The sequence below is a fragment of the Nocardioides seonyuensis genome (genome assembly GCF_004683965.1).
Classification (GTDB): domain Bacteria; phylum Actinomycetota; class Actinomycetes; order Propionibacteriales; family Nocardioidaceae; genus Nocardioides; species Nocardioides seonyuensis.
The window spans coordinates 3134718-3156513 of record NZ_CP038436.1 but is presented as its reverse complement, the minus strand read 5'-3'; the positions used below and the strand labels follow the sequence as shown (position 1 = coordinate 3156513).

The window sequence follows — 21796 nt, the reverse complement described above, 5'->3', positions numbered from 1 at the left end:
CCCGCGGATAGGCTGCTGCCCCTCATGGACTCCTTGACGCCGCCTTCTGCCGCCATCGCCGCCACTGCCGCCGAGAGGTTGGCCGGACTTGCCACTCCGCCGGGGGCCCTGGGTCGCCTCGGCGAGCTCGGCGTCTGGCTGTGCGCCGCGCAGGGAGCGTGCCCGCCCGAGCCGCTCGACGACGTACGGCTCGTCGTGTTCGCGGGCGACCACGGCGTCGCCCAGCACGGGGTGTCTGCCTACCCTCCGGCCGTCACCGCCGCCATGGTCAGCACGATCGTCGCGGGCAGGGCCGGGGTCAGCGCGCTCGCGCAGGCCCATGGAGTGCACGTCCGGGTCCTCGACGTCAGTGTCGACGGCGACGTTCCCGGCCTGCCCCCCGAGGTCAGTGCCCACAAGCTGCGGCGCTCCTCCGGAGCACTGCACCTGACCGATGCGCTCTCCCCCACCGACACTGCAGCGGCGTTCGAGCTGGGTCGCCGGGTCGCGCGCGAGGAGATCTCTGCCGGCGCCCAGCTGCTCATGTCCGGCGATCTCGGCATCGGGAACACCACCCCGGCGGCGTGCCTGGTGGCTGCAGCGCTCGGCCTCGGGGCCGACGAGGTCGTGGGGCGCGGGACCGGCATCGACGACGCCACCTGGGCCCACAAGCGCGACGTCGTCGCGGCTGCGCTGGTCCGCGCCGGCGACCGCGTGGACGACCCCCTGGAGACGCTGACCGCGATGGGCAGCGCCGACCTCGCTGCGACCGTCGGGTTCCTCGTCGCTGCGGCCGAGTCCGGAGTCCCCGTCCTGCTCGACGGACTCATGTCGGTCGCTTGTGCCCTCACCGCCGACCGTGTCGCCCCGGGCGCTGCGGCGTGGTTCGTCGCAGGTCACCGCTCGACCGAGCCGGCGCAGGCACACGCCCTCAAGGCGCTCGGGCTCGAGCCGCTGCTCGACCTGGGGATGCGGTTGGGCGAGGGCTCGGGCGCGGTGGCTGCCGTGCCGATGCTGCGCTCGGCGGTCGCCGTGATGCGCGACGTCGCGCTGCTGTCAGAGATCTTGTGACGCGACTGCGCGACGGCTGGCTCCTGGCCACCGGGACCCTCACGGTCCTGCGGGTGCCTCCACCGACCCGTGTCGACCGAGGTGTCGCGGGCGCCGCGATGGCGCTGGCGCCGATCGCCGCGGTGCCCCTCGGTCTCGCCGTGGCCGGGGTGTGCCTCCTGGGCGAGTGGCTGGACGTGGCGCCGCTGGTGACGTCGTACGCCGTCGTCGGGACGCTTGCGCTCGGAACGCGGGCGCTCCACTGGGACGGCCTGGCCGACACCGCCGACGGACTGACGGCGTCCTACGACCGCACTCGTTCCCTGGAGGTGATGCGGCTCGGGAACATCGGTCCGGCCGGCGTGCTCGCGATCGTCCTCGTCGCCAGCCTGCAGGCCGCCGGAGCGTCGGCACTGGTTCCTCTCGAGCACGGCTGGCTGGTCCTCGGACTGCTGGTCGTGGTCTCGCGCAGTGCCCTGACGCTCGCGTGCGTGCGGGGTGTCCCGCCCGCTCGACCCGACGGCCTGGGTGCCCTGCACATCGGCTCGGTCGGGCCCCTGGTCGCTGCCGTCGTCGCGTTGACCGCCGCAGCCGTCGCCGGGCTGGCCCTGCACCTCGACGGCTCGCCGTGGATCGGGGTGGCAGGCTGGCTCGCGATGGTGGCAGCGGTCCTGCTCCTGCTCTTTCGTTGCGTACGACGTCTCGGCGGCGTCACCGGCGACGTGCTGGGTGCTTGCGTGGAGGTGGCGCTGATGGTGCTGCTTGTCTCCGTCTCCGTGCAGCCGGGGTTCTGACCCGGGGCCTGTCGGCTCTCGCGGCCCCCGCCGGTGCTGTGACACACCACGATCAGAGCCGCAGGACCCGGCCTGCCACGACGAGGTGGACTTCGTCGCACGCGGTCGCGACCCGCTGGTTGACCGTGCCGAGCAGGTCGCGGAAGAGCCGGCCCGACCGGTGCTCGGGCACGACTCCCAACCCGACCTCGTTCGTGACGACCACGACGTCGTGGGGGCTTCGCTCCAGCGCGTCGATGAGCGTCACCAGGTGGTCCTCGACCAGCGCGAGGACGTCGTCGTTGGGGCTCTCCCAGGCCTGCGCCTCGTCGATGACCGCCGTCAGCCAGGTGCCGAGACAGTCGATCAGGACCGCCCTGTCCGCGGTGTCGATCTCCGCAGCCAGGTCAGTGGACTCCCGGGTCGTCCAGGAGGCGGGTCGGCGGGCCCGGTGGGCCCGGATCCGCGCGACCCAGTCGGGATCGGTCTCGACGTCCGGCACGGGACCCGCGGCCACGTAGCACGCCGTGCGGTCTGCCAGCAGCGCCTCCGCGTGACGGGACTTTCCCGAGCGCACTCCCCCGGTCACCAGGACCTTCACACCAGCACCACCAGGGACGAGAGGGCGACCAGCCACGACACGAACGACCCGACGAGGAAGTACTCGGTCATCTGGTGGACGTGGTGCTGCTCGCCGCGCGAGGACAGCTCGGGGAACCGCAGCAACCCCTTGGCGGCCACCACGATGCTGGCTGCCGTGATCTGGCCCGCCAGGGCGAGCGCAAGGATGAAGACCCGCTCGAGCGGGCCCAGGAGCCTGCCGCCCTTCATCGGCGTGGGCGGCATGGAGCCGTCCCGCATGGGGTTGAGGGTCCCGGTCACCTTGAGCACGAGCCGGACGATCACGTTGCCGGTGGAGAGCTGGACGCCGAAGGCTCCCACCAGGAGCAGGAACCGGTCGGCCGACAGGCCGTGGAGCAGTGGCACGGCGACCCCGTCGAGCCACGACTCGAGCGCTCCCGCCGCCGGAGTGGCCGCTCCGGAGAAGCCCACGCCCAGACAGATCGCGAGGCCGAGCACCACCAGGGGCAGCCACACCGGCCCCCGCCCGAAGCCCCTTGTCACCGTGACGCCCCACAGGACCACGAGCAGGGCGACGACCGACAGGGCGGCGAGATCCCGACCAGTCGTCAGGCCCGCGGCCAGCGCCACGAGGAGCGCGCTCGCGACCCCGACGAGCTGCGGGAGCGCCCGCACGTGCCACACGGAGTGGGTCAGGTCGGTGGCGGCGAGCCCGATAAGGAGCACTCCGAGCCAGCTCATCGCTCCCCTCCCATGTCAGACCTCTCCCATCAGCTCGTGTGCGCGGACCAGCGCCGCCAGCCCGTCGGCTCGCACACGCTGCGACACCGCGGAGGGACTGATGCCGAGTGCCTCGGCCAGGACTCGCTGTGTCTCACCCGACAGCAGACCACGCAGCACCGACATCGACCTGGCCGACAGGCCGGTGACGCGCTCGTCCCGAAGGACCAGGGCCGCGTTGACCAGGCGCGGGTCCGGACCCTCCGCGCCCTCGGCCAGCCGGTAGGCGGTACGCAGCGAGCGCGTGCCGGCACTCCCCTCGGCCTCCTCGACCGCCTCGATCGCCGCGCGCGCCGCCCACCACCCGGGCCCGTCCTCGACCCCTGTGCGAGCATCGAGCACGGCCGTGGCGCCCCAGCCGATCCCGTGACGCACGTCCTGCCCGGGTGCCAACCGCACGCGGATCAGCAGCGACGCCTGCACGGCACTCCCCACGTCGGGGAAGGTTCCCTGGAACTCGTCACCGGCAGTGATCCACAGGGGCCGGACGGGCGAGGTCATGGCGTTGACCTCGCCGAGCACCTGGTCCAGGTGGGTGTGCAGCCGGGCGCGGTCGAGCGACGTACGAGACGCGATGAGGTCCCCGATCAGGGTGGCGACCACGCCCGCGGGATGAGCTGTCGGCTTCATCTTTCAAGAATGAAGTGAAGAACTTCATTTGTCCAGCAGTGAAGCATTGACCTTCCTCACTCGTCCCAGAACACTCGCTCGACCACGCCGTGCGCACGGCGGGTGGCACGCAGGTAGTCGTTCAGCATCCCGTCAGTGGATCCCGGCGCGTAGCCGAGCACGTTCGCGACCGCCGCCCGTTCGCGGGCATCCCGCGGCAGCTGGTCGGCGGCCTTGCCGCGCACCAGGGTGACGGCGTTCCGCACCCGACTCACCAGCCGCCACGCCTCGGCGAGCGTCGCAGCGTCCTCCGCGGTGATCAGGTCGGCCTTCACCGCCGCCTCCAGGGCGGGCAGCGTCTGGGTGGTGCGGAGTCCCTCGACCCGGCCGGCGTGGCGCATCTGCAGCAGCTGCACGGTCCACTCGACGTCGGCCAGGCCGCCGCGACCGAGCTTGAGGTGGGTGTGCGGGTCCGCGCCGCGCGGCAGCCGCTCGTCGTCCACGCGGGCCTTGATGCGGCGCACCTCCACGATGTCGTCGTCGCTCAGGCCATCGACCGGGAACCGCAGGGGGTCGATCAGCTCGATGAAACGCGCGCGCACCCCCTCGTCACCCACCACGGGGTCGGCACGCAGCAGAGCCTGGAACTCCCACACGTGCGACCACTTGGCGTAGTAGGCGGCGTACGACTCCAGGGTGCGGACCATCGGCCCGCCCTTGCCCTCCGGGCGGAGGTCGGCGTCCACCTCGAGCGGCGGGTCCGTGGCGGGCAGTGCGAGCAGGCGACGGATCTCCCCGATCACCGCCTGGGCGAAGGACGCTGCAACCTGCGCCTCCGCGCCCTCGACGGGGTCGTGCACGAACATCACGTCGGCATCGCTGCCGTAGGACAGCTCGAAGCCGCCGTAGCGCCCCATCGCCACGACCGCGATGCGGGTGGGCGCCTCGGCCAGTCCGCGCTGGGCACGCACGGCCTCCATCGCGATGTCGAGAGTGGCCTGCAGGGTGGCGTCGGTGAGCCTGGTCAGGCCCCGCCCGACCACCTCGATGTCGGTGCCTTCGACGAGCTCTCCGGCGGCGATGCGGAGCAGCTCTCGGCGCCTGACCGCACGGACAGCGCGTACGGCGTCCTCGGCGTCGTCGTGACGTCCGGCCACCGCCGACATCTCGGTCAGGAGCGCCTCCGCTGAGAGGGGCTCGAGGGACTCCCCCAGCATCTTGACCCCGCGCGGCTCCCGCTCCAGCAGGTCGGTGGCGTAGCGCGACGTGCCGAGGATGGTCGCCAACCGCTGGGCGACCTGCCCCTCGTCACGCAGCATCGTGAGGTACCACGGCGTGCGGCCGAGGGACTCGCTGATCCGGCGGAAACCCCACAGCCCGGCGTCGGGATCCGGCGCGTCGGCGAACCACTCCAGGAGCACGGGCAGCAGGGTCCGCTGGATGTCGGAGGTGCGGGAGACGCCGCTGGTGAGGGCCTCGAGGTGTCGCAGGGCAGCCTTGGGGTCGGCGTACCCCAGTGCCGCCAGGCGCTCCTCGGCAGCCTGCAGCGAGAGCCGCGCGTCCGGGCCGGGCAGCTTGGCGACAGCACCGAGCAGCGGGCGGTAGAACAGCTTCTCGTGCAGCCGGCGCACCTCGCGCCGGTGGTGGCGCCACTCCTTCTCGAGGGCAGCGGCCGGATCGGACATCAGCCCCAGCGAGCGGCCGAGTCGACGCAGGGAGGGCTCGTCCTCGGGCACGACGTGGCTGCGGCGCAGCGCGAACAGCTGGATCCGGTGCTCGAGCCGCCGTAGGAAGGCGTAGGCCTGCGCGAGCGCCTCACCGTCCCGACGGCCGACGTAGCCGCCACGGGTCAAGGCAGCGAGCGCGCTCAGGGTCGCACCGCCCCGGAGGGAGGTGTCGGCCCGCCCGTGCACGAGCTGGAGGAGCTGCACGGCGAACTCCACGTCGCGCAGGCCACCGGAGCCCAGCTTGAGCTGACGCTCCGCCTGGTCCTTGGGAATGTTGTCGAGCACCCGGCGTCGCATGGCCTGCACGTCACCCACGAAGCCGTCGCGCTCGGCCGCGCTCCACACCATGGGCGCGATCATCTGGACGTACTGCTGGCCCAGGTCCATGTCGCCGGCCACCGGTCGCGCCTTGAGGAGGGCCTGGAACTCCCAGGTCTTGGCCCACTTCTCGTAGTAGCCCTGGTGGCTGGCGAGCGTCCGGACGAGTGGGCCGCGGGATCCTTCGGGCCGGAGGTTGGCGTCGACCGGCCAGATCGTCCCCTCCGCGGTGTGGTCCGAGCAGACCTGCATCAGCTGGGAGGCGAGCTGCGTGGCCGCTCGCAGCGCAGTCCCGTTGCCGCCGTCGCCCGCGTCGTCGTGGCCCTCGGCCGGCTCGAAGACGAAGATGACGTCGACGTCGGAGATGTAGTTGAGCTCGTGACCCCCGCACTTGCCCATGGCGACCACAGCCAGTCGGGCACAGGTCGCGGTCTCGCCGACCCGCGCCCGGGCGACGGCCAGCGCAGCGTCCAGCGTCCCGGCGGCGAGGTCGGAGATCTCGGCGGCTGCATCGTCCAGACCGACGTCGTGGGCCAGGTCGCGCGCGGCGAGGCGCAGCAGCACCCGTCGGTACTCCACCCGGAGCGCGTCGACGGCCTCGGCGTCGGCGAGGGTGGCGATCGGCACGGCGGCCCACGGGTCGGCCCCGACAGCCCGCATCAAGCCGGACCGCACCGCGAATGCCGGGGGCCGCGTGGTGGCCAGCGTCGGGTCCTTCAGCTCGCGCCACTGCTGTGGGTGCCGGGCGAGGTGCTGCGCCAGTGCCTGGCTCGCTCCGAGCACCCGCACCAGCCGATCGGCGGCGTCGCCGTCGGTGGCCAGCTCACGCAGCATCGCCCCACCGCTGCCGGCCTCGTCGTCGTCCAGTGCCTCGACCAGCCGCAGGAGGCCGTGCAGGGCCAGGTCCGGGTCGGCCGCCTGGGCCAGGACGGGCACCAGGTCCGCGCCGGGCTCGCCCAGCGCGGCCAGCCGCTCCAGGGCGCTCGCCCCGTCGACGAAGCCGACCCGCACGAGCTGTCCCGCCGTGGTCACGACCGGCCGCCCGCCAGCTCGACGAAGCGCTCGGCCACAGGTTGCCAGTCACGGGCCAGGTCATCGCGCGCCTCGACGAGCTCTGCCAGCGCGGCCTCCTGGTCAATCCCGCGGAGCCTGTGGTCGTCGTAGTCGGTCTCGGCCCAGCGCCTGACCACCGGAAGGTCCACCTCCGGGTGGGCCTGGGTCCCCCAGGCGGCCACACCGAACCGCGCGACCTGCAGGCTGCCGTCGGGCGCAGTGGCCAGCGTCGTCGTACCGTCGGGGGCTTCCACCACGATGTCGTTGTTCCATTGCAGCACCCGAGCGCCTGGTCGGGGAGCGAACAACCGGTCGTCCTCGACGCCCGCGACCCAGCCCACGGGTTGCAGTCCGACCGTCTGGCCCGCCGGGTTGGGCTCGACACGCCCGCCCAGCGCCACCGCGACGAGCTGGTGGCCGAGGCAGATGCCCAGCAGCGGCACCTCCGCCGCGACGAGCGCTCGCAGCTGCTCCTTGAGGGGTCCGAGCCACGGCACCGTGGCGTCGTCGTCGGCGCTCATCTCGCCGCCGAGGACGACCACGCCGTCGTACGACGCCAGCGCACCGAGAGCCTCACCGGCGTGGGGACGTACGACGTCCAGCTCGGCGCCGGCGTCCCGGAGCCAGGTCCCCAGCAGGGCAGGGGGGCACGTCGGTTGGTGCTCGACGACGGCGATGCGGGCCACGGCTCAGAGCACCGGCAGCATCCGGTCGCGCTCGAACGCCGAGACCTGCGTGCGGTACTCCTCCCACTCGGCGCGCTTGTTGCGCAGGAAGAAGTCGAAGACGTGCTCGCCGAGCGTCTCGGCCAGCAGCTCGGAGTCCTCGGCGATGTTGATCGCGTCCCACAGGCTCTTGGGCAGGGGGGAGATCCCGAGCGCCTTGCGTTCGCGCTCGGTCAGCGACCACACGTCGTCCTCGGCCTCGCGGGGCAGCTCGTAGTCCTCCTCGATGCCCTTCATCCCCGCAGCCAGCACCACGGCGAAGGCGAGGTAGGGGTTGCACGCCGCGTCGATCGTGCGCAGCTCCACCCTGGTCGACTGACCCTTGTTGGGCTTGTACATCGGGACGCGGACCATCGCGGAGCGGTTGTTGTGCCCCCACGAGACGTAGGAGGGTGCCTCGCCGCCCCCAGCAGGCGCTTGTATGAGTTGACCCACTGGTTGGTGACGACGCTGATCTCGCTGGCGTGGCGCAGCACGCCGGCGATGAACTGCCGACCGGTCCGGCTCAGCTGGTACTCCGCGCCGGCCTCGAAGAACGCGTTGCGGTCGCCCTCGAAGAGCGAGACGTGCGTGTGCATCCCCGACCCGGGATGGGTGGTGTAGGGCTTGGGCATGAAGCTGGCCCAGATGTCCTGGCCGAGAGCGACCTCACGCACCACGGTGCGGAAGGTCATGATGTTGTCCGCAGTGGTGAGCGCGTCGGCGTAGCGCAGGTCGATCTCCTGCTGGCCGGGGCCGCCCTCGTGGTGACTGAACTCCACCGAGATGCCCATCGCCTCGAGCATCGTGATGGCGTCACGGCGGAAGTCCGAGCCACGGGACTGGGCGGTGTGGTCGAAGTAGCCGGAGCGGTCGACGGGGCGCGGCTCCTCACCCTTCCCGGGCATGTCCTTGAACAGGTAGAACTCGATCTCGGGGTGGGTGTAGAACGTGAAGCCCTTGTCGGCCGCCTGCGACAGCGTCCGCTTCAGCACGTGGCGCGGGTCGGCGTAGGACGGGCTGCCGTCAGGCATCACGATGTCGCAGAACATCCGCGCCGTCGCCGGCCCGCCGTCCTCCCCACCGCGCCACGGCAGGATCTGGAAGGTCGAGGCGTCCGGGTGGGCGAGCATGTCGGCCTCGTAGACGCGGGCGAACCCCTCGATCGCCGAGCCGTCGAAGCCGATGCCCTCGTCGAAGGCGTTCTCCAGCTCCGCCGGGGCGACGCTCACGGACTTCAGGAAGCCGAGGACGTCGGTGAACCACAACCGCACGAAGCGGACGTCGCGCTCCTCGAGCGCCCGGAGTACGAAGTCTTCCTGCTTACCCATGCGAGCAGCCTAGGCCCCGCCACTGGTCGAGGAAGGCCGACGTCCACCCCGCCGCTGGTCGAGGAAGGCCGACGTCCACCCCGCCGCTGGTCCAGGAAGGCAGACGTCCACCCCGCCGCTGGTCGAGGAAGGACGAAGTCCTGTCACGAGACCACGGGTCACCGGCAGATGTTCACGTCCTGCGAGCCGAGCACCCCGTCCCACACCCGCCGCATCGGCTCGAGCCAGCTCTGCGTGGTCGGGACGAAGGCGATGCTGCCCGGCACCCGGCGGTGGACGCCCCTGACCTCGACCTCCTCGACCACCAACGGGATGGTCAGGTTGCGGCGGCGGGTGCCCTCCCAGCACGCGGAGGCGCGTCGCTTGGTGACTGCCTCCTCGAGGGTGACGGGATCGCCGACCTGCTCGCCGTTGTAGCGCCACGCCACCGTCGTGGCGTAGCCGGTGTGCCCCTCCCAGGGGGCGCGCACGGTGACGGACATGCCGTTCGTACGACGCGGCGCGAGGCGGAAGGTCACCTCACCGTCGTGGACGGTGCGCGAGCCCGAGGCCCAGGTGTGCACCACGTCGGCGTCGAGCGTCTCGCGGGCCTGCATGAGCTGCACCTCGCAACCCTCGCAGTCCTCGACCGCGAACGTCAGGGTGGTCCGCGCGGCCGACTGGCGAGCGTGGTCCGCGCCCTCCGTCCCCGCAGAGGCGGCAGGTCCGGCCAGGGCCGGGGCGAGCAGTGCGGCCAGCGTCGCAGCGCCGGCCAGCGAGGTGAGTCGTCGTACGTCCATCAGAGTTCCTCCGTGTGAGTGTCTTCCCCCAAGACGCGGCAGGCGCCACGGAGGTTGCAGTCGACCTCAGGCCTCGGGCACGTCCCGCTCGATCTCGGCGAGCCAGGCCGTCCCCCGGGCGTCGCTGGGCATCCGCCAGTCGCCGCGGGGACTCATCGTGCCGCTGGCCGAGACCTTGGGGCCGTTGGGCAGTGCCGACCGCTTGAACTGGTTGGCGAAGAACCGCCTCACGAACAGCTCGAGCCAGGTGCGGACCTCGGCCAGGTCGTAGGACACCCGGGCGTCCTCGGGGAAGCCCGGCGGCCACTCCCCCGCATCGGCGTCACGCCAGGCGTGCCACGCCAGGAAGGCGATCTTGCGAGGGCGGTAGCCGTGGCGCACGACGCAGGCGAGGGTGAAGTCCTGGAGGTTGTAGGGACCCACCGAGTCCTGCGTCGCCTGCGGCTTCTTCCCCTCCTCGATGGGGACCAGCTCCGGCGTGATCTCCTGCGTGAGGATCTCCGTCAACAGCTCGTTGGAGGCGTCGTCGAGCTCGCCGTGGGAGACGACCCAGCGGATCAGGTGCTGCACGAGGGTCTTGGGCACCCCGGAGTTCACCGAGTAGTGCGACATCTGGTCACCGACGCCGTAGGTGCACCAGCCGAGCGCCAGCTCGGAGAGGTCACCGGTCCCGACGACGATGCCTCCTCGCTGGTTGGCAAGGCGGAAGAGGTAGTCGTAGCGCAGGCCGGCCTGCACGTTCTCGAACGTGACGTCGTAGACCTTCTCGCCGCGCGCGAACGGATGGCCCATGTCGCCCAGCATCTGCTCGGCGGCTGGGCGGATGTCGATCTCCTCGAAGGTGACACCGAGCGCCTCCGAGAGCCGCGTCGCGTAGCCCTTGGTCCGCTCGCCGGTCGCGAACCCCGGCATCGTGAAGGCCAGGACGTCGCTGCGCGGGCGACCCAGGCGGTCCATCGCCTTGCAGGCCACGATGAGCGCGTGGGTCGAGTCGAGGCCACCGCTGACCCCGATGACGGGCTTGACGTCGCCGATGGCCTGGAGACGGCGCTCCAGCCCCGACACCTGGATGTTGTAGGCCTCGTAGCAGTCGAGCTCGAGCCGGGCGGGGTCGTCGGGCACGAAGGGGAAGCGGTCGACCTTGCGCCTCAGGCCGATGTCCCCGGAGGGCGGGTCGAGCTCGAACTCCACGACGCGGAACGCCTCGCTCTGCGTAGCGCGACGGTTGTCGTCGAAGCTGCCCTGCCGCAACCGCTCCTGGCGGATCAGGTCGAGGTCGACGTCCACGACGGTACGACGGGCGCCCTCGGGGAAGCGGTCAGTCTCGCCGAGGAGCCCGCCCACCTCGTAGACCATGGTCTGGCCGTCCCAGGAGAGGTCGGTGCTGGACTCGCCCTGGCCCGCGGCCGTGTAGATGTAGGCGGCGAGGCAGCGTGCGCTCGCGCTGCGGGCGAGCAGCCTGCGGTCCTCGGCCCTGCCAACGGTGATGGGACTGGCGGAGAGGTTGGCCAGCACGGTCGCACCGGCGAGCGCAGCCAGGGCGCTGGGAGGCACCGGCACCCACATGTCCTCGCAGACCTCGACGTGCAGCCGCAGCCCCTCCACGTCGGTGGCGTCGAAGAGGATGTCCGGTCCGAACGGCACGTCCTGCCCGGCGATCTCGATCCACTCGCCCGCCGTGTCGTCACCCGCCGCGAACCAGCGCTTCTCGTAGAACTCGCGGTAGTTCGGCAGGTACGCCTTCGGGGCCACCCCGAGGACCTGTCCGCGGTGGATGACGACGGCGCAGTTGTAGACACGGTTGCCGTGGACGAGCGGAGCGCCGACGACCAGCACGGTCATCAGGTCGACGCTCGCCTCGACGATCTCCTGCACCGCCACGAGGGTGTCGTCCAGGAGCACGTCCTGGAGGAAGAGGTCGTCCACGGAGTAGCCGGTCAGGCAGAGCTCGGGGAAGACCGCGACCGCGACGCTCTCCTCGTGGCAGGCGCGTGCCTGCTCGAGCAGGGTCGCGGCGTTCGCGGCCGGATCGGCGAGGGTCACGGGCAGCGTGACGGCTGCGACGCGGGCGAATCCCTGGGCATAGGCCGAGTAGAAGTCCACCCGGCCACTCTAGGGAAGTCCCGCCTCGCTGGTTGAGGTGCGAGCGCAGCGAGCCTCGAAACCGGGCCATCCACCCGGGCCATCCACAGGGCGCGCGCGGACGGTTTGAGGAGTGCGGACCTGCGGAAGGGTGCTTGCATGACCGCGCACACTCCCGAAGACCCGATCGAGGCAGACCCGATGCTCCGCGTGCTGCGTGAGCGCCACCCCGAGGTGGAGATCGTGCTGCTGCCGGGGCCGGTGGCACCTGATCGGCCAGCCACGCCACTCGCCTCGCCCGCAGACCTTGCCGGGCTGGCGCGCGAGGTCGACGACCTCCTCGACTCACTGGTGTCGCGCCTCGCCCGGCACCAGGCATGGCCCGCCGACCCGGCGCGCGAGGCACGGTGGAGGCACGAGCCGAGTGCTGGTGCGCGGAGCAGGTTCGTCCACCGCGAGGTTGTCGTGGTCGCGGCCGGGCTGGCCGAGGGCGACAACGTCGCCCTGCTCCGCGCCACGGGCAACGCCCTGCTGGGGCTCGGCTGGGACGCCCGCCCTGTCGCGGGCTCCGCTCCGCGTCTGGTGGCCCGCCGGGGCGCCGCCCGCGCCTCCGCGCTCGTGCGTCCCGGGTCGCTGCAGGTGGTCGTCACCTCCGGGCACGTGCTGACGGACGCGGAGGACCTGTCGTGACGATCCGGATGTGGACCGAGGCCATGACGCGCGCGCAGGTCGCCTGGGACGACCAGGCCGAGGCGCTCCACGGCCCCTTGCGCAACCTCGCCCAGGCCGAGGCTGAGCTGCTAGGCAGCCGCGTCGGACCGGTCGCCGCCACGTTCCTGGCGACCTGGGAGACGCGGGTCGACGGGCTCCGCAGGGCTGCCGCCGCCCATGCCGACGCCCTGGCAGGAGCGGCGTACGACATCCACTCGGCCGACGCCGAGACCGTCCAGGGGGTCCAGGACCTCCTGATGTGGGCTGACCGCGACGCGCAGCCCTTCTCCTACGGACCCACGCCGTGACCGCGATCGACGTCCCTGCCGCGCGGTCGGCTGCGCCCGAGCCCGAGGTCCAGCCCGGCGCCAGTGCCGTGCTCGTCGACCTCCGGGCCGCCGCAGCCGGTGCTGACGACGTGGCCAGCTGGGCGCGGGCGCACGGTGCTCCCGACGACTGGTCGGGAGACGCCGCCGAGGCCGCCGGTCACGCCGTCACGCGATTCGCCGACGACACCGCCGCCGTGGCTGCCGCTCTCGAGAAGGCCTCGCTCGCCGTCGACGCCTACCTGACGTCGATGGCGCAGCGACGGCTCGAGCACGTCGACCTGATGGAGCGGCGCCGGAGCCTCAACGACGACCGCCAGGAGCTGGTGGGCCGGATCTCCGGCGCCACCGAGGCCGACGTCCCGCAGCTCAGGGCCGACGCCGCGGGCCTGGCCGGGAGGATGACCGCCTTCGACGCCGACCTGCAGGCGTGGCACGACCGCATCCGGCGCGACGAGGACACCTGCATGGCCGCGCTCCGGTCGGTCGACACGGTCGCGGAGGGCGAGCGGGCGGCGACGGGTGCACTGGTGGACACCGCCGCGCTGGTCGAGCGGCTCGAGCGGCTCGGCAACGACACCGACGCGGTGCTTGCCTGGTGGAACCGCCTGAGCGACGCCCAGCGCAACGCCCTCCTCGTCAGCGACCCCGACCTCATCGGAAACACCCACGGCATCCCGACCGGCGATCGCGATGAGGCCAACCGGGCCAGCGTGCAGCGCGACCTCGAGCTCCTTCTCGGCCGCGAGGAGGCGGGCGAGGAGCTCAGCCCCGAGGACGCGCGGTGGCTGGAGAACGCCCGGTCGGTCGAGCAGGCCATCGCCAACGCCGAGCGGCTGCCCTACTCCGAGCTCGACCTCGAGGTGTTCGTGATGGCCTACCAGCCCCACGCCTTCGGCGGCGACGGGGTGGCAGCGGTCGCTTTCGGCAACCCCGACACCGCCGACCACACGGCGGTCTACGTCCCGGGGATCATGAACGACGGCACCACGATCGACGAGAACTCCCTCGACGCGCTGGCACTCCACAACCAGGCGAGCGCAGGTGGCTCCTCGGTCGCGACCATCGCCTGGATCGGCTACGACTCCCCCAACTGGAATCCCGACGGCTCGGTGCTGGGCTACGGCGAGTCGGCCCTGGATGCGGGCCACACCGTCACCGAGGCCAACGCCGAGCACGGCGGCCGCCTCCTCTCGCAGTTCGTCGACGGGCTCAACAGCACTCATCAGGGAGGCGCAGACGCCTCCCACCTCACCGTGATCGGCCACAGCTACGGCTCCACCACCTCGGCCCACGGCGCTGCCGACGGGATGGACGCCGACACCCTCGTGCTCATCGGCAGTCCGGGTGCCGGCGGCGGCGTCGCGCACGTGTCCGACCTGGGGATGCATGAGGGGCAGGTCTTCGTCGGCTCGGCGGCCCACGATCCCGTCACCTGGCTGGGCGGCAAGGACGGCGTGCTCCCGGGGACCTGGGACGACGGCATCGGGCTCGGCGAGGACCCTTCCCAGGCCGACTTCGGCGCCCACAACTTCGAGGTCGACCCCGGCGCTGCCTTCGAGGGGCCGGACGGCCTGGTCGAGGTCGGCCTGCTCGACAACCACGTCTCCTACTTCGAGGAGACCAACCCCGCCCTGGCCAACATGGCGGACATCGTGACGGGCCAGGGCGAGGACGTCGCCGACACCGGCGGGCGCGACCAGGACGCCCGTGACCACCTCTACGACTGGCTGGGCGAGGAGGCCGTCCGCCAGGGCGAGCAGGCCTACGACGACATCATCGCCCCGGTCGTGGAGACCTTCGACGACCTGTGGCCAGGCAGCTGGCCGTGAGGATCCGGGACATGACTAGATTCGCGGCCATGCGACTCCACGTGATGGTCTCTGCCGTCGCCGCCATCGGGCTCGTCGCCCTGCTCAGCGCCTGCACCGGCCCGGGCTCGGGCGAGTCACCCGACGGCGAGCCCGAGGGGAGCGCAGAGCAGACCGAGCGATCGGCCCTCGCCACCGTCCGTGAAGGCGTTCCCCTCGCCGTGGAGGCGATCGGCGGCGACCGCGTCCGCGCGGAGGCCGGGTGGACCGCCTGCATGCCGGAGCTGAGCTGGAAGTACGACGGCGCGGGTGTCTTCAAGGCGCCCGAGGGCGAGGTCAAGGGTCAGCTCGAGGCGATCCGTTCCGCCCTGCTCGGCGCAGGCTTCGCCGACGTCACCAAGGTCGACGACCAGGTGGCCGTCGAGCGCGACGGTCTCACCCTCGCCTTCTCCCCGCACCTCGCCACCGGGGACCCCGAGGCGTGGCAGCTGTCGTTCCAGACCGACTGCCTGGCCCTCTCCGGGGACGACAAGGAGCGCGCCGAGGCCGACACCCCGACGCCTGTCGACGGGCTCGAGTGAGCGACCACTGCCAGAGGCCCACGCCCTGTGCCACGCTGACGACATGAGCGTTCGTGACGCCTTCATGCGCGGTCTGGCGCGCCAGCTCGGCCATCCTGCAGGACTGCGCGGCAGAGTGGTCGCGCGCAGCCTCAACAAGGGCAACCTGGCTCCGGTCCTTGCTGCGGTCGAAGCCACCGGAGCCCTGCCCGGTCAGCAGGTCGCGGACATCGGGTTCGGCGGCGGCGTGGGCCTGCAGCCCCTTCTCGACCGGGTCAGCCCTGGCGGTCACGTGCACGGGGTCGACATCGCCGAGACGATGCTGGACGCAGCGCGCAAGAGGTACTCCAGCGAGGTGGCGAGCGGATCCCTCACCCTCGAGGCTGGCGACCTCACCGCACTGCCGCTGCCCGATCACTCGCTCGACGCGCTGATCACGACCAACACGATCTACTTCGTCGAGGACGTCTCCCGCGCGTTCCGCGAGATGGCGCGTGTGCTCAAGCCCGGCGGCCGGGCGGTGATCGGCTGTGCCGACCCTGACTTCATGACGAACCTGCCCTTCACCCAGCACGGCTTCCGGATCCGCCCGATCACCGAGGTCGTCGAGCTGATCCGGGGGGCCGGGCTGACGTTCCTCGAGGACCGACCGGTCGATCACGGCAACCATGCCTTCCACCTCCTCGTCGCGGAGTCACCCGCCTAGCGGTTGCCGATCAGCGCGGGGGCGAATGCCGCCAGGCGCAGGTCCCGGTCACCTCGTGACAGCACCTCGAACTCACCCGTCTCGTAGGTCCACGCCACGAGGTGGCTGACGCCTTCCTCGGGTTCCATGGTCCGGAAGTCCATGGGCCTCACCATCAGGAGAACGGTCGCCTCGTCGAGGAAGCCGAGCGCGGTCAGGTGACCGTTGTCGCTGTAGACGGAGTTCCGGTCGCGGATGGGGGCGAAGGCGAGCACCTCGCCGCTGGCGGGATCGACCACCACCGGCCCCGACCTGGGCACACCGAATCCGCCCGATCCGGGGTTCCCGGTGTAGGCGACGAGGCCGAAACGAGTCACGAAGCGCTCGCCGTACCCTCCGAGAATGACCGAGGACGCGTCGTCATGGTCGTTCCATGTCCGGAGCGCACCGTAGGCCTCCGCTCGATCACGGACGGTCCCGGTGTCCGGATCCACCATCACACCGCCTCCGTACATCCCACCGAACGGCGCTGGCGCACCCTTGCCGTCGAGGTCCACCAGCCACGGCCGCTTCCAGTGCAGTACGACGAAGCCCTCGTCGCCCGGCAGCCACAGCAGACGCGGACGGGTGTCGAACGGCCCCTCCAGCGCGGGCGGCCACGAAATGACGCTCCGACCCCCGTTCGCCTCCACGACCAGGATTCCCGCATCGGTGGACATGGCGACCCTCGCGCCGTCCGGGCTGATGGCGGGATCGACCACGTCGCGCAGGCTGCGGCTGATCGCATCCGCCGTGCCGGGCACGCTCCGCCACTGCTGGTCGCTCCCCAGGACGCGCAAGTCCGCACCCTCCTCGGGCCACGCGACCACGATGTCCGGCAGCGGCTGTTCCTGGATCGACGGCGCGATGGTGGGTGGGTCGAGGTCGGTGGGCAGCACCGAGGCTCGCATCGGGGCCTCGGTGAGCGTGAAGGGGTCCCAGACCGGCTGGGTGGCGTCGTCGCTGTCGACGGGATCCGACGAGGTCGAGGGCACCGGGCTCGGCGTCTCCGCCGGCCCCACCCTCTCGTTGCGATCGCCCACGTGAAGCGCAACGGCGCCTCCGACGAGGACGAGGGAGGCTGCGATGCACGCGAGCCCGGCACGACGCCCGCGTCGACGACGCTCGGCCGCGGCCCATGCCGTACCAGCCAGATCGGGGGCGACCACGTGGTCACTCGCTCGGGCCAGGACGTCCGCCAGCTCGTGGTCCTTCATGGTGTCCTCCCGATGAGTTCGAGCAGCTCGGGGGCGCCGTCCCGGAGCCGGGCCAGCGCGGCCGCGTTCTGGCTCTTGACCGTCCCGATGCTGACTCCGAGGATCTCCGCGGTCTCCCTCTCGGTGAGGTCGTCGAAGTGGCGGAGCACCACGACGGCGCGCTGTGCGTGGGTGAGTCGCTGCAAGGAGCGCTGCACGACCAGCGCGATCTCCGGCTCGCTCGCGGCGACCGACACCTCGCGCACCTCGACGAGTACGTCGCGCCTCCGGCGCCACCACGAGATGTTGTCGTTGGTGATGATGCGGAGCGCGTAGCCCAGCGCGTTGCCGTCGTGCAGCCGACCCCAGCGCAGCGCCACCTTGGTCAGCGCCTCCTGGACGAGGTCCTCGGCGCGGTGCAGGTCACCGGTCAGCAGGTACGCCGAGCGCAGGAGCTGTCGCTGGCAGCCACCCGCCCACTCGGTGAACCCCTGCTCGTCCATCGACCCTCCTCCACCCAGTCAACGCGATCCCGACCCCGAATGGTTGGCACGACATCTCCCCGCGGGACCGATGTCGCTGCGTGACCGGCACCACAGCGTCGTACTCGCCGGTCACTACTAGCCTTGAAGACGGTCCGTGGACTCCAGCAGGGAGCCGCGAGATGACGAGGAGTGACCATGAGCGAAGAGACCGCGCCCTACGGCTCCGGCCCCGCCACCAAGGACTCGGCGAACGCGCCGGCTGCGCCCGTCAAGCGCGTCCGCACCCATCATCTCCGCGAGATGAAGGAGCGTGGCGAGAAGATCACGATGCTGACGGCCTACGACATGTACACCGCCGCCACCTTCGACGAGGCCGGGATCGACCTGCTGCTGGTCGGTGACTCGGCCTCCAACAACGTCTTCGGCAACGAGACCTCGCTGCCCGTGACCGTCGACGAGCTCCTTCCGCTCACCCGTGCGGTCGCACGCAGCGTCACCCGGGCGATGGTGGTGGGCGACCTGCCGTTCGGCAGCTACCAGGCCAGTCCAGAGCAGGGCTACCTCACCGCCGTCCGCTTCATGAAGGAGGCCGGCGCCCACTGCGTGAAGCTCGAGGGCGGCGCGGAAATGGCGCCGGTCATCGAGAAGTGCACCCAGGGCGGCATCCCCGTCATGGCCCACATCGGTTTCACCCCCCAGAGCGAGCACACCCTCGGCGGCTACCGCGTCCAGGGTCGCGGCGAGACCGCCGAGCGGATCCTTCGCGACGCCCGTGCCGTCCAGGAGGCCGGAGCCTTCGCTGTGGTGATGGAGATGGTGCCGGGCGACGTCGCCGAGCAGGTGAGCAAGGAGCTCGTCATCCCGACCATCGGCATCGGCGCCGGCAACGGCTGCGACGGGCAGGTCCTGGTGTGGCAGGACGCCTTCGGCCTGCGCACGGGCAGGATGGCGCGCTTCGTCAAGCAGTACGCCGACGTCCACGGCGCCCTGCTCGAGGGGGCCCGGGCCTACGCCGAAGATGTCCGCGCCGGGACGTTCCCGGGCCCGGAGCACACGTTCTAGCCCCAGGGTGGCGGCACACGACATCGGCTCCACCGAAGGTGGCGGCACCTGACGCCTCACGGCCCGATTTCCATGCGCTGTGCCGCCACGGTCGCCGTACGACATGTGATGTGCCGCCAGGGTGCCGCAGCTCTCGGTCACCACGCCAGCCTTCCGACGTCCCTCCCGTCGGCGTACGGTTTCGGCCATGCGGAGATCTCGTCTCGTCGCCCTGGCCCTGCTCGCGCCTCTGCTCCCGCTGGGGTTCGCCCCGGGTCACACGGCGCCGCCCGAGCACACCGCGACGTCACGGGTCGCCGCGACGAAGGGTGAGCTCGCGGCCCGGGCACTGCCGGGCCTACGGGTCCGCACGGTTGCGCGAGGGCTCGACCACGCCTGGGACGCGCAGCCGGCGCCCGGCGGCCGCATCCTCGTCACCGAGCGTGACCGCGCCCGCATCAGCGTCGTACGACACGGCAAGCGACGCACCCTGGCCAACCTGTCCAAGCTCGTGTGGGTCTCCGGGGAGACCGGCCTGCTCTCGATGGCGGTCGATCCGAGCAGCCGCACCCTGTGGGCGTGCCATGGCGCCACCACCTCGCGTGGTCACGAGGTCAGGGTCACCAGGTGGAAGGTCAACAGCTCGTGGCGGTCGCTGAGCAAGCGCCGTACCGTCCTGGGCGGTCTGCCCGCGACGAGCGGTCGCCACGGGGGTTGCCGGCTGCTGCTCGACCGCCGCAGCGACGCTCTCTACGTGGGCACCGGGGACGCCGCCGTGGGCACCAATCCTCGCGACCTCGAGTCCCTCGGCGGGAAGGTGCTCCGCCTGGTGGCGAGCACCGGGAAGCCGCACCCGAGCAACAACTGGGACGATCTGAGCGGCGCCCGGCGCTACGTGCTGACCTACGGCCACCGCAACGTCCAGGGGCTCGCCCTGCGGCCCGGCGGGACCGTCTGGTCGGTCGAGCACGGGAGCTACCGCGACGACGAGGTCAACCTGCTCGTCGCCGGCGCCGACTACGGCTGGAACCCGGTCCCCGGCTACAACGAGTCCGTGCCGATGACCGACCAGTCGCTCCCGGGCAAGCAGGAGGACGCAGCCTGGTCCTCCGGCGAGCCGACGGTCGCGACGTCGGGGGCGGCGTGGGTCCGCGGCAAGAGGTGGGGCTCGCTGCGGGGCACCCTCGCCGTGGCCGCCCTGAAGGGATCGCGGGTGCTCTTCATGGGCTTCGACGACATCGGGGCGTTCCAGTCGATGCGCCAGCCCCGGGCGCTGCGCAAGTTCGGACGGTTGCGCTCGGTGACCTCGACACGGAACGGTGACCTGCTCGTCACCACCGACAACGGCGACGGACGGGACCGGGTCCTGCGGGTCAGCCCCAGGTGAGGTAGCGCGCCCCCAGCACGATCGTCGCGAACCACACCACCGCCATCGCCACCGCGAGGACCGGCAACATCCTGGGTCGGCGGACGAACCACGCCACCGAGACCAGCAACGCACCGACCCACGCCACGACGAGGAGCGCGACCGCCCACCACGGGGTGGCCGTCACCAAGGGCGTGGTCACGATCATGAAGAGCACGCACGCCATCCCCACCATGCCTGCGATGGCCCACGGCGACGGGGCCTCGCGCACGGGAGTGCCGGTCACCTCAGCTGTCGGGCGTGCCGTCGGCGAGGCCGTCCCCGGAGGCCGGCCCGTCGTCGTTCCAGTCGGGGTCGTTGTCCCAGGCCTCGTTGCGCTCCTGCACGCGCTCGAGCGCGCGAGAGGCCTCCTCGGCCGACTCGTAGGGCCCGAGGCGGTCGGCGTTGCGGCATCCCTCCGAGCCTTCGACGGCACGGTGGGTCAGGCAGAACCAGTACTCGTTCTCGCTCATGGCTGAGAACCTACAAGAGCGGGCCGGAAACTACACTCGCCCTCGTGTCCACCGCTGCCCCCACCGTCCAGCCCGCCGTGATCTCGCCGCGTCGCCCGGTGCCCCCGCACATCCCCCGTCCCGAGTACGTCGACCGCCCGACGCCCGCGAAGTTCACCGGGTCCGAGGTGAAGGACGCCGACACGATCGCGCGGATGCGCGTCGCCGGACGCCTGGCAGCGCAGGCACGCGAGCTCGTGGGCTCCCACGTCGTCCCCGGCATCACCACCGACGAGCTCGACCGGATCGGCCACGAGTTCCTCTGCGACAACGGCGCCTACCCCTCCACCCTCGGCTACCGCGGTTTCCCCAAGTCACTGTGCTCCAGCGTCAACGAGGTGATCTGCCACGGCATCCCCGACAGTCGCGTGGTGCAGGACGGTGACATCGTCAACATCGACATCACCGCCTTCATCGGTGGCGTGCACGGCGACACCAACGCCACCTTCCTCGCCGGCGACGTCGACGAGGAGTCGCGGCTCCTCGTCGAGCGCACCAGGGAGGCCCTCGACCGCGCCATCAAGGCCGTGCGGCCCGGACGTCGCATCAACATCATCGGCCGGGTGATCGAGTCCTACGCCCGGCGCTTCGGCTACGGCGTCGTACGCGACTTCACCGGCCACGGGATCGGCACTGCCTTCCACTCGGGCCTGGTCGTGCCCCACTACGACGACGACTACTTCTCGACCGAGATCCAGGCCGGCATGACGTTCACCATCGAGCCGATGCTGAACCTCGGCACCCACGACTACGACATGTGGGACGACGGCTGGACCGTGGTCACCAAGGACCGCAAGCGCTCGGCCCAGTTCGAGCACACGCTGCTCGTCACTGACACCGGCGCGGAAGTGCTGACGCTCCCCTAGACTGGTCCTGCGAATGGGCTGGCCGGGCGACCGCGACACCTCCGCTCCGGCGGTAGTGGCGAGGAAGGTCCGGGCTCCACAGGGCAGGGTGATGGCCAACAGCCATCCGGGGCAACCCGCGGGACAGTGCCACAGAGAACAGACCGCCTCCCGGCTTGCCGGGCGGCAAGGGTGAAACGGTGGTGCAAGAGACCACCAGTGCTCCGGGCGACCGGAGCAGCTAGGTAAACCCCACCCGGAGCAAGATCAGACAGTGCGCGTTCGAGGGCGGCCCGCCCGAGCGCACGGGTAGATCGCACGAGGGGGTCGGCAACGGCTCCCCCAGATGGATGGTCGCCCCGCCGCACCAGCGGCGGACAGAACCCGGCCTACAGGCCAGCCCATTCGCTTCA

The 21796-nt window shown here is 71.5% G+C and carries 21 protein-coding genes, 1 other RNA gene and 1 pseudogene; 11 read left to right on the top strand and 12 right to left on the bottom strand.

The window, feature by feature from the left end; all coding sequences use genetic code 11:
- Window positions 1-24 precede the first annotated feature (24 nt).
- Both cobT and EXE58_RS15315 read left to right on the top strand, forming a co-directional pair.
- A complete protein-coding gene (cobT, locus tag EXE58_RS15320) occupies window positions 25-1050 on the top strand; it encodes a nicotinate-nucleotide--dimethylbenzimidazole phosphoribosyltransferase (protein ID WP_135268680.1) in 1026 nt (341 codons plus the stop codon).
- Complete coding sequence (locus tag EXE58_RS15315) at window positions 1047-1823, top strand: adenosylcobinamide-GDP ribazoletransferase (RefSeq protein ID WP_135268679.1); 777 nt, start codon at window positions 1047-1049, stop codon at window positions 1821-1823. Before cobT ends, EXE58_RS15315 begins: the two co-directional genes overlap by 4 nt.
- Window positions 1824-1875: 52 nt before the next feature.
- Here the strand turns inward: EXE58_RS15315 and cobU are convergent, their stop codons facing one another.
- From cobU to EXE58_RS15275, 8 genes and pseudogenes are all read right to left on the bottom strand, one after another.
- Entirely contained in the window at window positions 1876-2403 is a 528-nt protein-coding gene (gene cobU / locus EXE58_RS15310) for a bifunctional adenosylcobinamide kinase/adenosylcobinamide-phosphate guanylyltransferase (protein WP_135268678.1), read from the bottom strand.
- On the bottom strand, window positions 2400-3125 hold the full coding sequence (locus EXE58_RS15305) for a hypothetical protein (RefSeq protein ID WP_135268677.1): 726 nt from the start codon (window positions 3123-3125) through the stop codon (window positions 2400-2402). The genes cobU and EXE58_RS15305 overlap by 4 nt, the downstream gene beginning before the upstream one ends.
- 15 nt (window positions 3126-3140) lie before the next feature.
- Window positions 3141-3794 carry a SatD family protein gene (locus EXE58_RS15300; RefSeq protein WP_135268676.1) on the bottom strand — a complete coding sequence of 218 codons (654 nt, stop codon included), beginning with the start codon at window positions 3792-3794 and terminating at the stop codon, window positions 3141-3143.
- A gap of 56 nt (window positions 3795-3850) precedes the next feature.
- Window positions 3851-6850 (bottom strand): bifunctional [glutamine synthetase] adenylyltransferase/[glutamine synthetase]-adenylyl-L-tyrosine phosphorylase, encoded by a 3000-nt coding sequence (locus EXE58_RS15295; RefSeq protein WP_135268675.1) that lies wholly within the window; start codon window positions 6848-6850, stop codon window positions 3851-3853.
- Complete coding sequence (locus EXE58_RS15290; RefSeq protein ID WP_135268674.1) at window positions 6847-7557, bottom strand: type 1 glutamine amidotransferase; 711 nt, start codon at window positions 7555-7557, stop codon at window positions 6847-6849. Before EXE58_RS15290 ends, EXE58_RS15295 begins: the two co-directional genes overlap by 4 nt.
- A gap of 3 nt (window positions 7558-7560) precedes the next feature.
- A pseudogene (locus EXE58_RS15285) lies at window positions 7561-8906 on the bottom strand (glutamine synthetase family protein).
- Between the two features lie 158 nt (window positions 8907-9064).
- Window positions 9065-9685 carry a hypothetical protein gene (locus EXE58_RS15280; protein WP_135268673.1) on the bottom strand — a complete coding sequence of 207 codons (621 nt, stop codon included), beginning with the start codon at window positions 9683-9685 and terminating at the stop codon, window positions 9065-9067.
- 66 nt (window positions 9686-9751) lie between these two features.
- Window positions 9752-11788: an NAD(+) synthase gene (locus EXE58_RS15275; protein ID WP_135268672.1), complete on the bottom strand. Its 2037-nt coding sequence runs from the start codon at window positions 11786-11788 to the stop codon at window positions 9752-9754.
- 138 nt (window positions 11789-11926) lie between these two features.
- Here EXE58_RS15275 and EXE58_RS15270 point away from each other — a divergent pair, with 138 nt between their 5' ends.
- From EXE58_RS15270 to EXE58_RS15250, 5 genes are read left to right on the top strand one after another with little or no spacing between them, the layout of a single operon-like run.
- Window positions 11927-12457, top strand: a complete 531-nt coding sequence (locus tag EXE58_RS15270; protein ID WP_135268671.1) for a hypothetical protein — start codon at window positions 11927-11929, stop codon at window positions 12455-12457.
- Window positions 12454-12786: a hypothetical protein gene (locus EXE58_RS15265; RefSeq protein ID WP_135268670.1), complete on the top strand. Its 333-nt coding sequence runs from the start codon at window positions 12454-12456 to the stop codon at window positions 12784-12786. Before EXE58_RS15270 ends, EXE58_RS15265 begins: the two co-directional genes overlap by 4 nt.
- Entirely contained in the window at window positions 12783-14636 is a 1854-nt protein-coding gene (locus EXE58_RS15260) for an alpha/beta hydrolase (RefSeq protein WP_135268669.1), read from the top strand. The genes EXE58_RS15265 and EXE58_RS15260 overlap by 4 nt, the downstream gene beginning before the upstream one ends.
- An 11-nt stretch (window positions 14637-14647) precedes the next feature.
- The gene (locus tag EXE58_RS15255) at window positions 14648-15196 is read left to right on the top strand and encodes a hypothetical protein (RefSeq protein ID WP_135268668.1); all 549 of its coding nucleotides are present in this window, start codon (window positions 14648-14650) and stop codon (window positions 15194-15196) included.
- A gap of 43 nt (window positions 15197-15239) precedes the next feature.
- A complete protein-coding gene (locus tag EXE58_RS15250; protein ID WP_135268667.1) occupies window positions 15240-15881 on the top strand; it encodes a class I SAM-dependent methyltransferase in 642 nt (213 codons plus the stop codon).
- On the opposite strand, the gene EXE58_RS15245 is transcribed toward EXE58_RS15250, so the two are convergent.
- Together EXE58_RS15245 and EXE58_RS15240 are read right to left on the bottom strand one after the other, a co-directional pair.
- Window positions 15878-17116, bottom strand: coding sequence for a hypothetical protein (locus EXE58_RS15245; protein WP_135268666.1), 1239 nt, complete (start codon window positions 17114-17116; stop codon window positions 15878-15880). The genes EXE58_RS15250 and EXE58_RS15245 overlap by 4 nt on opposite strands.
- Window positions 17113-17598 (bottom strand): SigE family RNA polymerase sigma factor, encoded by a 486-nt coding sequence (locus tag EXE58_RS15240; RefSeq protein WP_135268665.1) that lies wholly within the window; start codon window positions 17596-17598, stop codon window positions 17113-17115. Before EXE58_RS15240 ends, EXE58_RS15245 begins: the two co-directional genes overlap by 4 nt.
- Window positions 17599-17775: 177 nt before the next feature.
- Here EXE58_RS15240 and panB point away from each other — a divergent pair, with 177 nt between their 5' ends.
- Window positions 17776-18642, top strand: coding sequence for a 3-methyl-2-oxobutanoate hydroxymethyltransferase (panB, locus tag EXE58_RS15235; protein WP_135268664.1), 867 nt, complete (start codon window positions 17776-17778; stop codon window positions 18640-18642).
- Between the two features lie 187 nt (window positions 18643-18829).
- Entirely contained in the window at window positions 18830-20008 is a 1179-nt protein-coding gene (locus tag EXE58_RS15230) for a PQQ-dependent sugar dehydrogenase (protein WP_135268663.1), read from the top strand.
- On the opposite strand, the gene EXE58_RS15225 is transcribed toward EXE58_RS15230, so the two are convergent.
- A complete protein-coding gene (locus EXE58_RS15225) occupies window positions 19995-20273 on the bottom strand; it encodes a hypothetical protein (RefSeq protein ID WP_135268662.1) in 279 nt (92 codons plus the stop codon). The two genes, EXE58_RS15230 and EXE58_RS15225, sit on opposite strands and share 14 nt — an antisense overlap.
- A gap of 1 nt (window position 20274) precedes the next feature.
- Window positions 20275-20499, bottom strand: coding sequence for a hypothetical protein (locus tag EXE58_RS15220; protein WP_135268661.1), 225 nt, complete (start codon window positions 20497-20499; stop codon window positions 20275-20277).
- 44 nt (window positions 20500-20543) lie between these two features.
- Here EXE58_RS15220 and map point away from each other — a divergent pair, with 44 nt between their 5' ends.
- Window positions 20544-21404, top strand: coding sequence for a type I methionyl aminopeptidase (map, locus tag EXE58_RS15215; protein ID WP_208544039.1), 861 nt, complete (start codon window positions 20544-20546; stop codon window positions 21402-21404).
- Window positions 21405-21418: 14 nt separating this feature from the next.
- An RNA gene (gene rnpB, locus EXE58_RS15210) (RNase P RNA component class A) lies at window positions 21419-21791 on the top strand.
- The last annotated feature ends 5 nt before the right edge of the window (window positions 21792-21796 follow it).

Bases quoted from the DNA above. Each gene is read 5' to 3' on its own strand.
- EXE58_RS15240 (WP_135268665.1), bottom strand. From the start codon at position 17,598: ATGGACGAGCAGGGGTTCACCGAGTGGGCGGGTGGCTGCCAGCGACAG.
- EXE58_RS15280 (WP_135268673.1), bottom strand. From the start codon at position 9,685: ATGGACGTACGACGACTCACCTCGCTGGCCGGCGCTGCGACGCTGGCC.
- cobT (WP_135268680.1), top strand. From the start codon at position 25: ATGGACTCCTTGACGCCGCCTTCTGCCGCCATCGCCGCCACTGCCGCC.
- EXE58_RS15255 (WP_135268668.1), top strand. From the start codon at position 14,648: ATGACTAGATTCGCGGCCATGCGACTCCACGTGATGGTCTCTGCCGTC.
- EXE58_RS15230 (WP_135268663.1), top strand. From the start codon at position 18,830: ATGCGGAGATCTCGTCTCGTCGCCCTGGCCCTGCTCGCGCCTCTGCTC.
- EXE58_RS15250 (WP_135268667.1), top strand. From the start codon at position 15,240: ATGAGCGTTCGTGACGCCTTCATGCGCGGTCTGGCGCGCCAGCTCGGC.
- panB (WP_135268664.1), top strand. From the start codon at position 17,776: ATGAGCGAAGAGACCGCGCCCTACGGCTCCGGCCCCGCCACCAAGGAC.
- EXE58_RS15305 (WP_135268677.1), bottom strand. From the start codon at position 3,125: ATGAGCTGGCTCGGAGTGCTCCTTATCGGGCTCGCCGCCACCGACCTG.
- EXE58_RS15245 (WP_135268666.1), bottom strand. From the start codon at position 17,116: ATGAAGGACCACGAGCTGGCGGACGTCCTGGCCCGAGCGAGTGACCAC.
- EXE58_RS15220 (WP_135268661.1), bottom strand. From the start codon at position 20,499: ATGAGCGAGAACGAGTACTGGTTCTGCCTGACCCACCGTGCCGTCGAA.
- EXE58_RS15270 (WP_135268671.1), top strand. From the start codon at position 11,927: ATGACCGCGCACACTCCCGAAGACCCGATCGAGGCAGACCCGATGCTC.
- EXE58_RS15300 (WP_135268676.1), bottom strand. From the start codon at position 3,794: ATGAAGCCGACAGCTCATCCCGCGGGCGTGGTCGCCACCCTGATCGGG.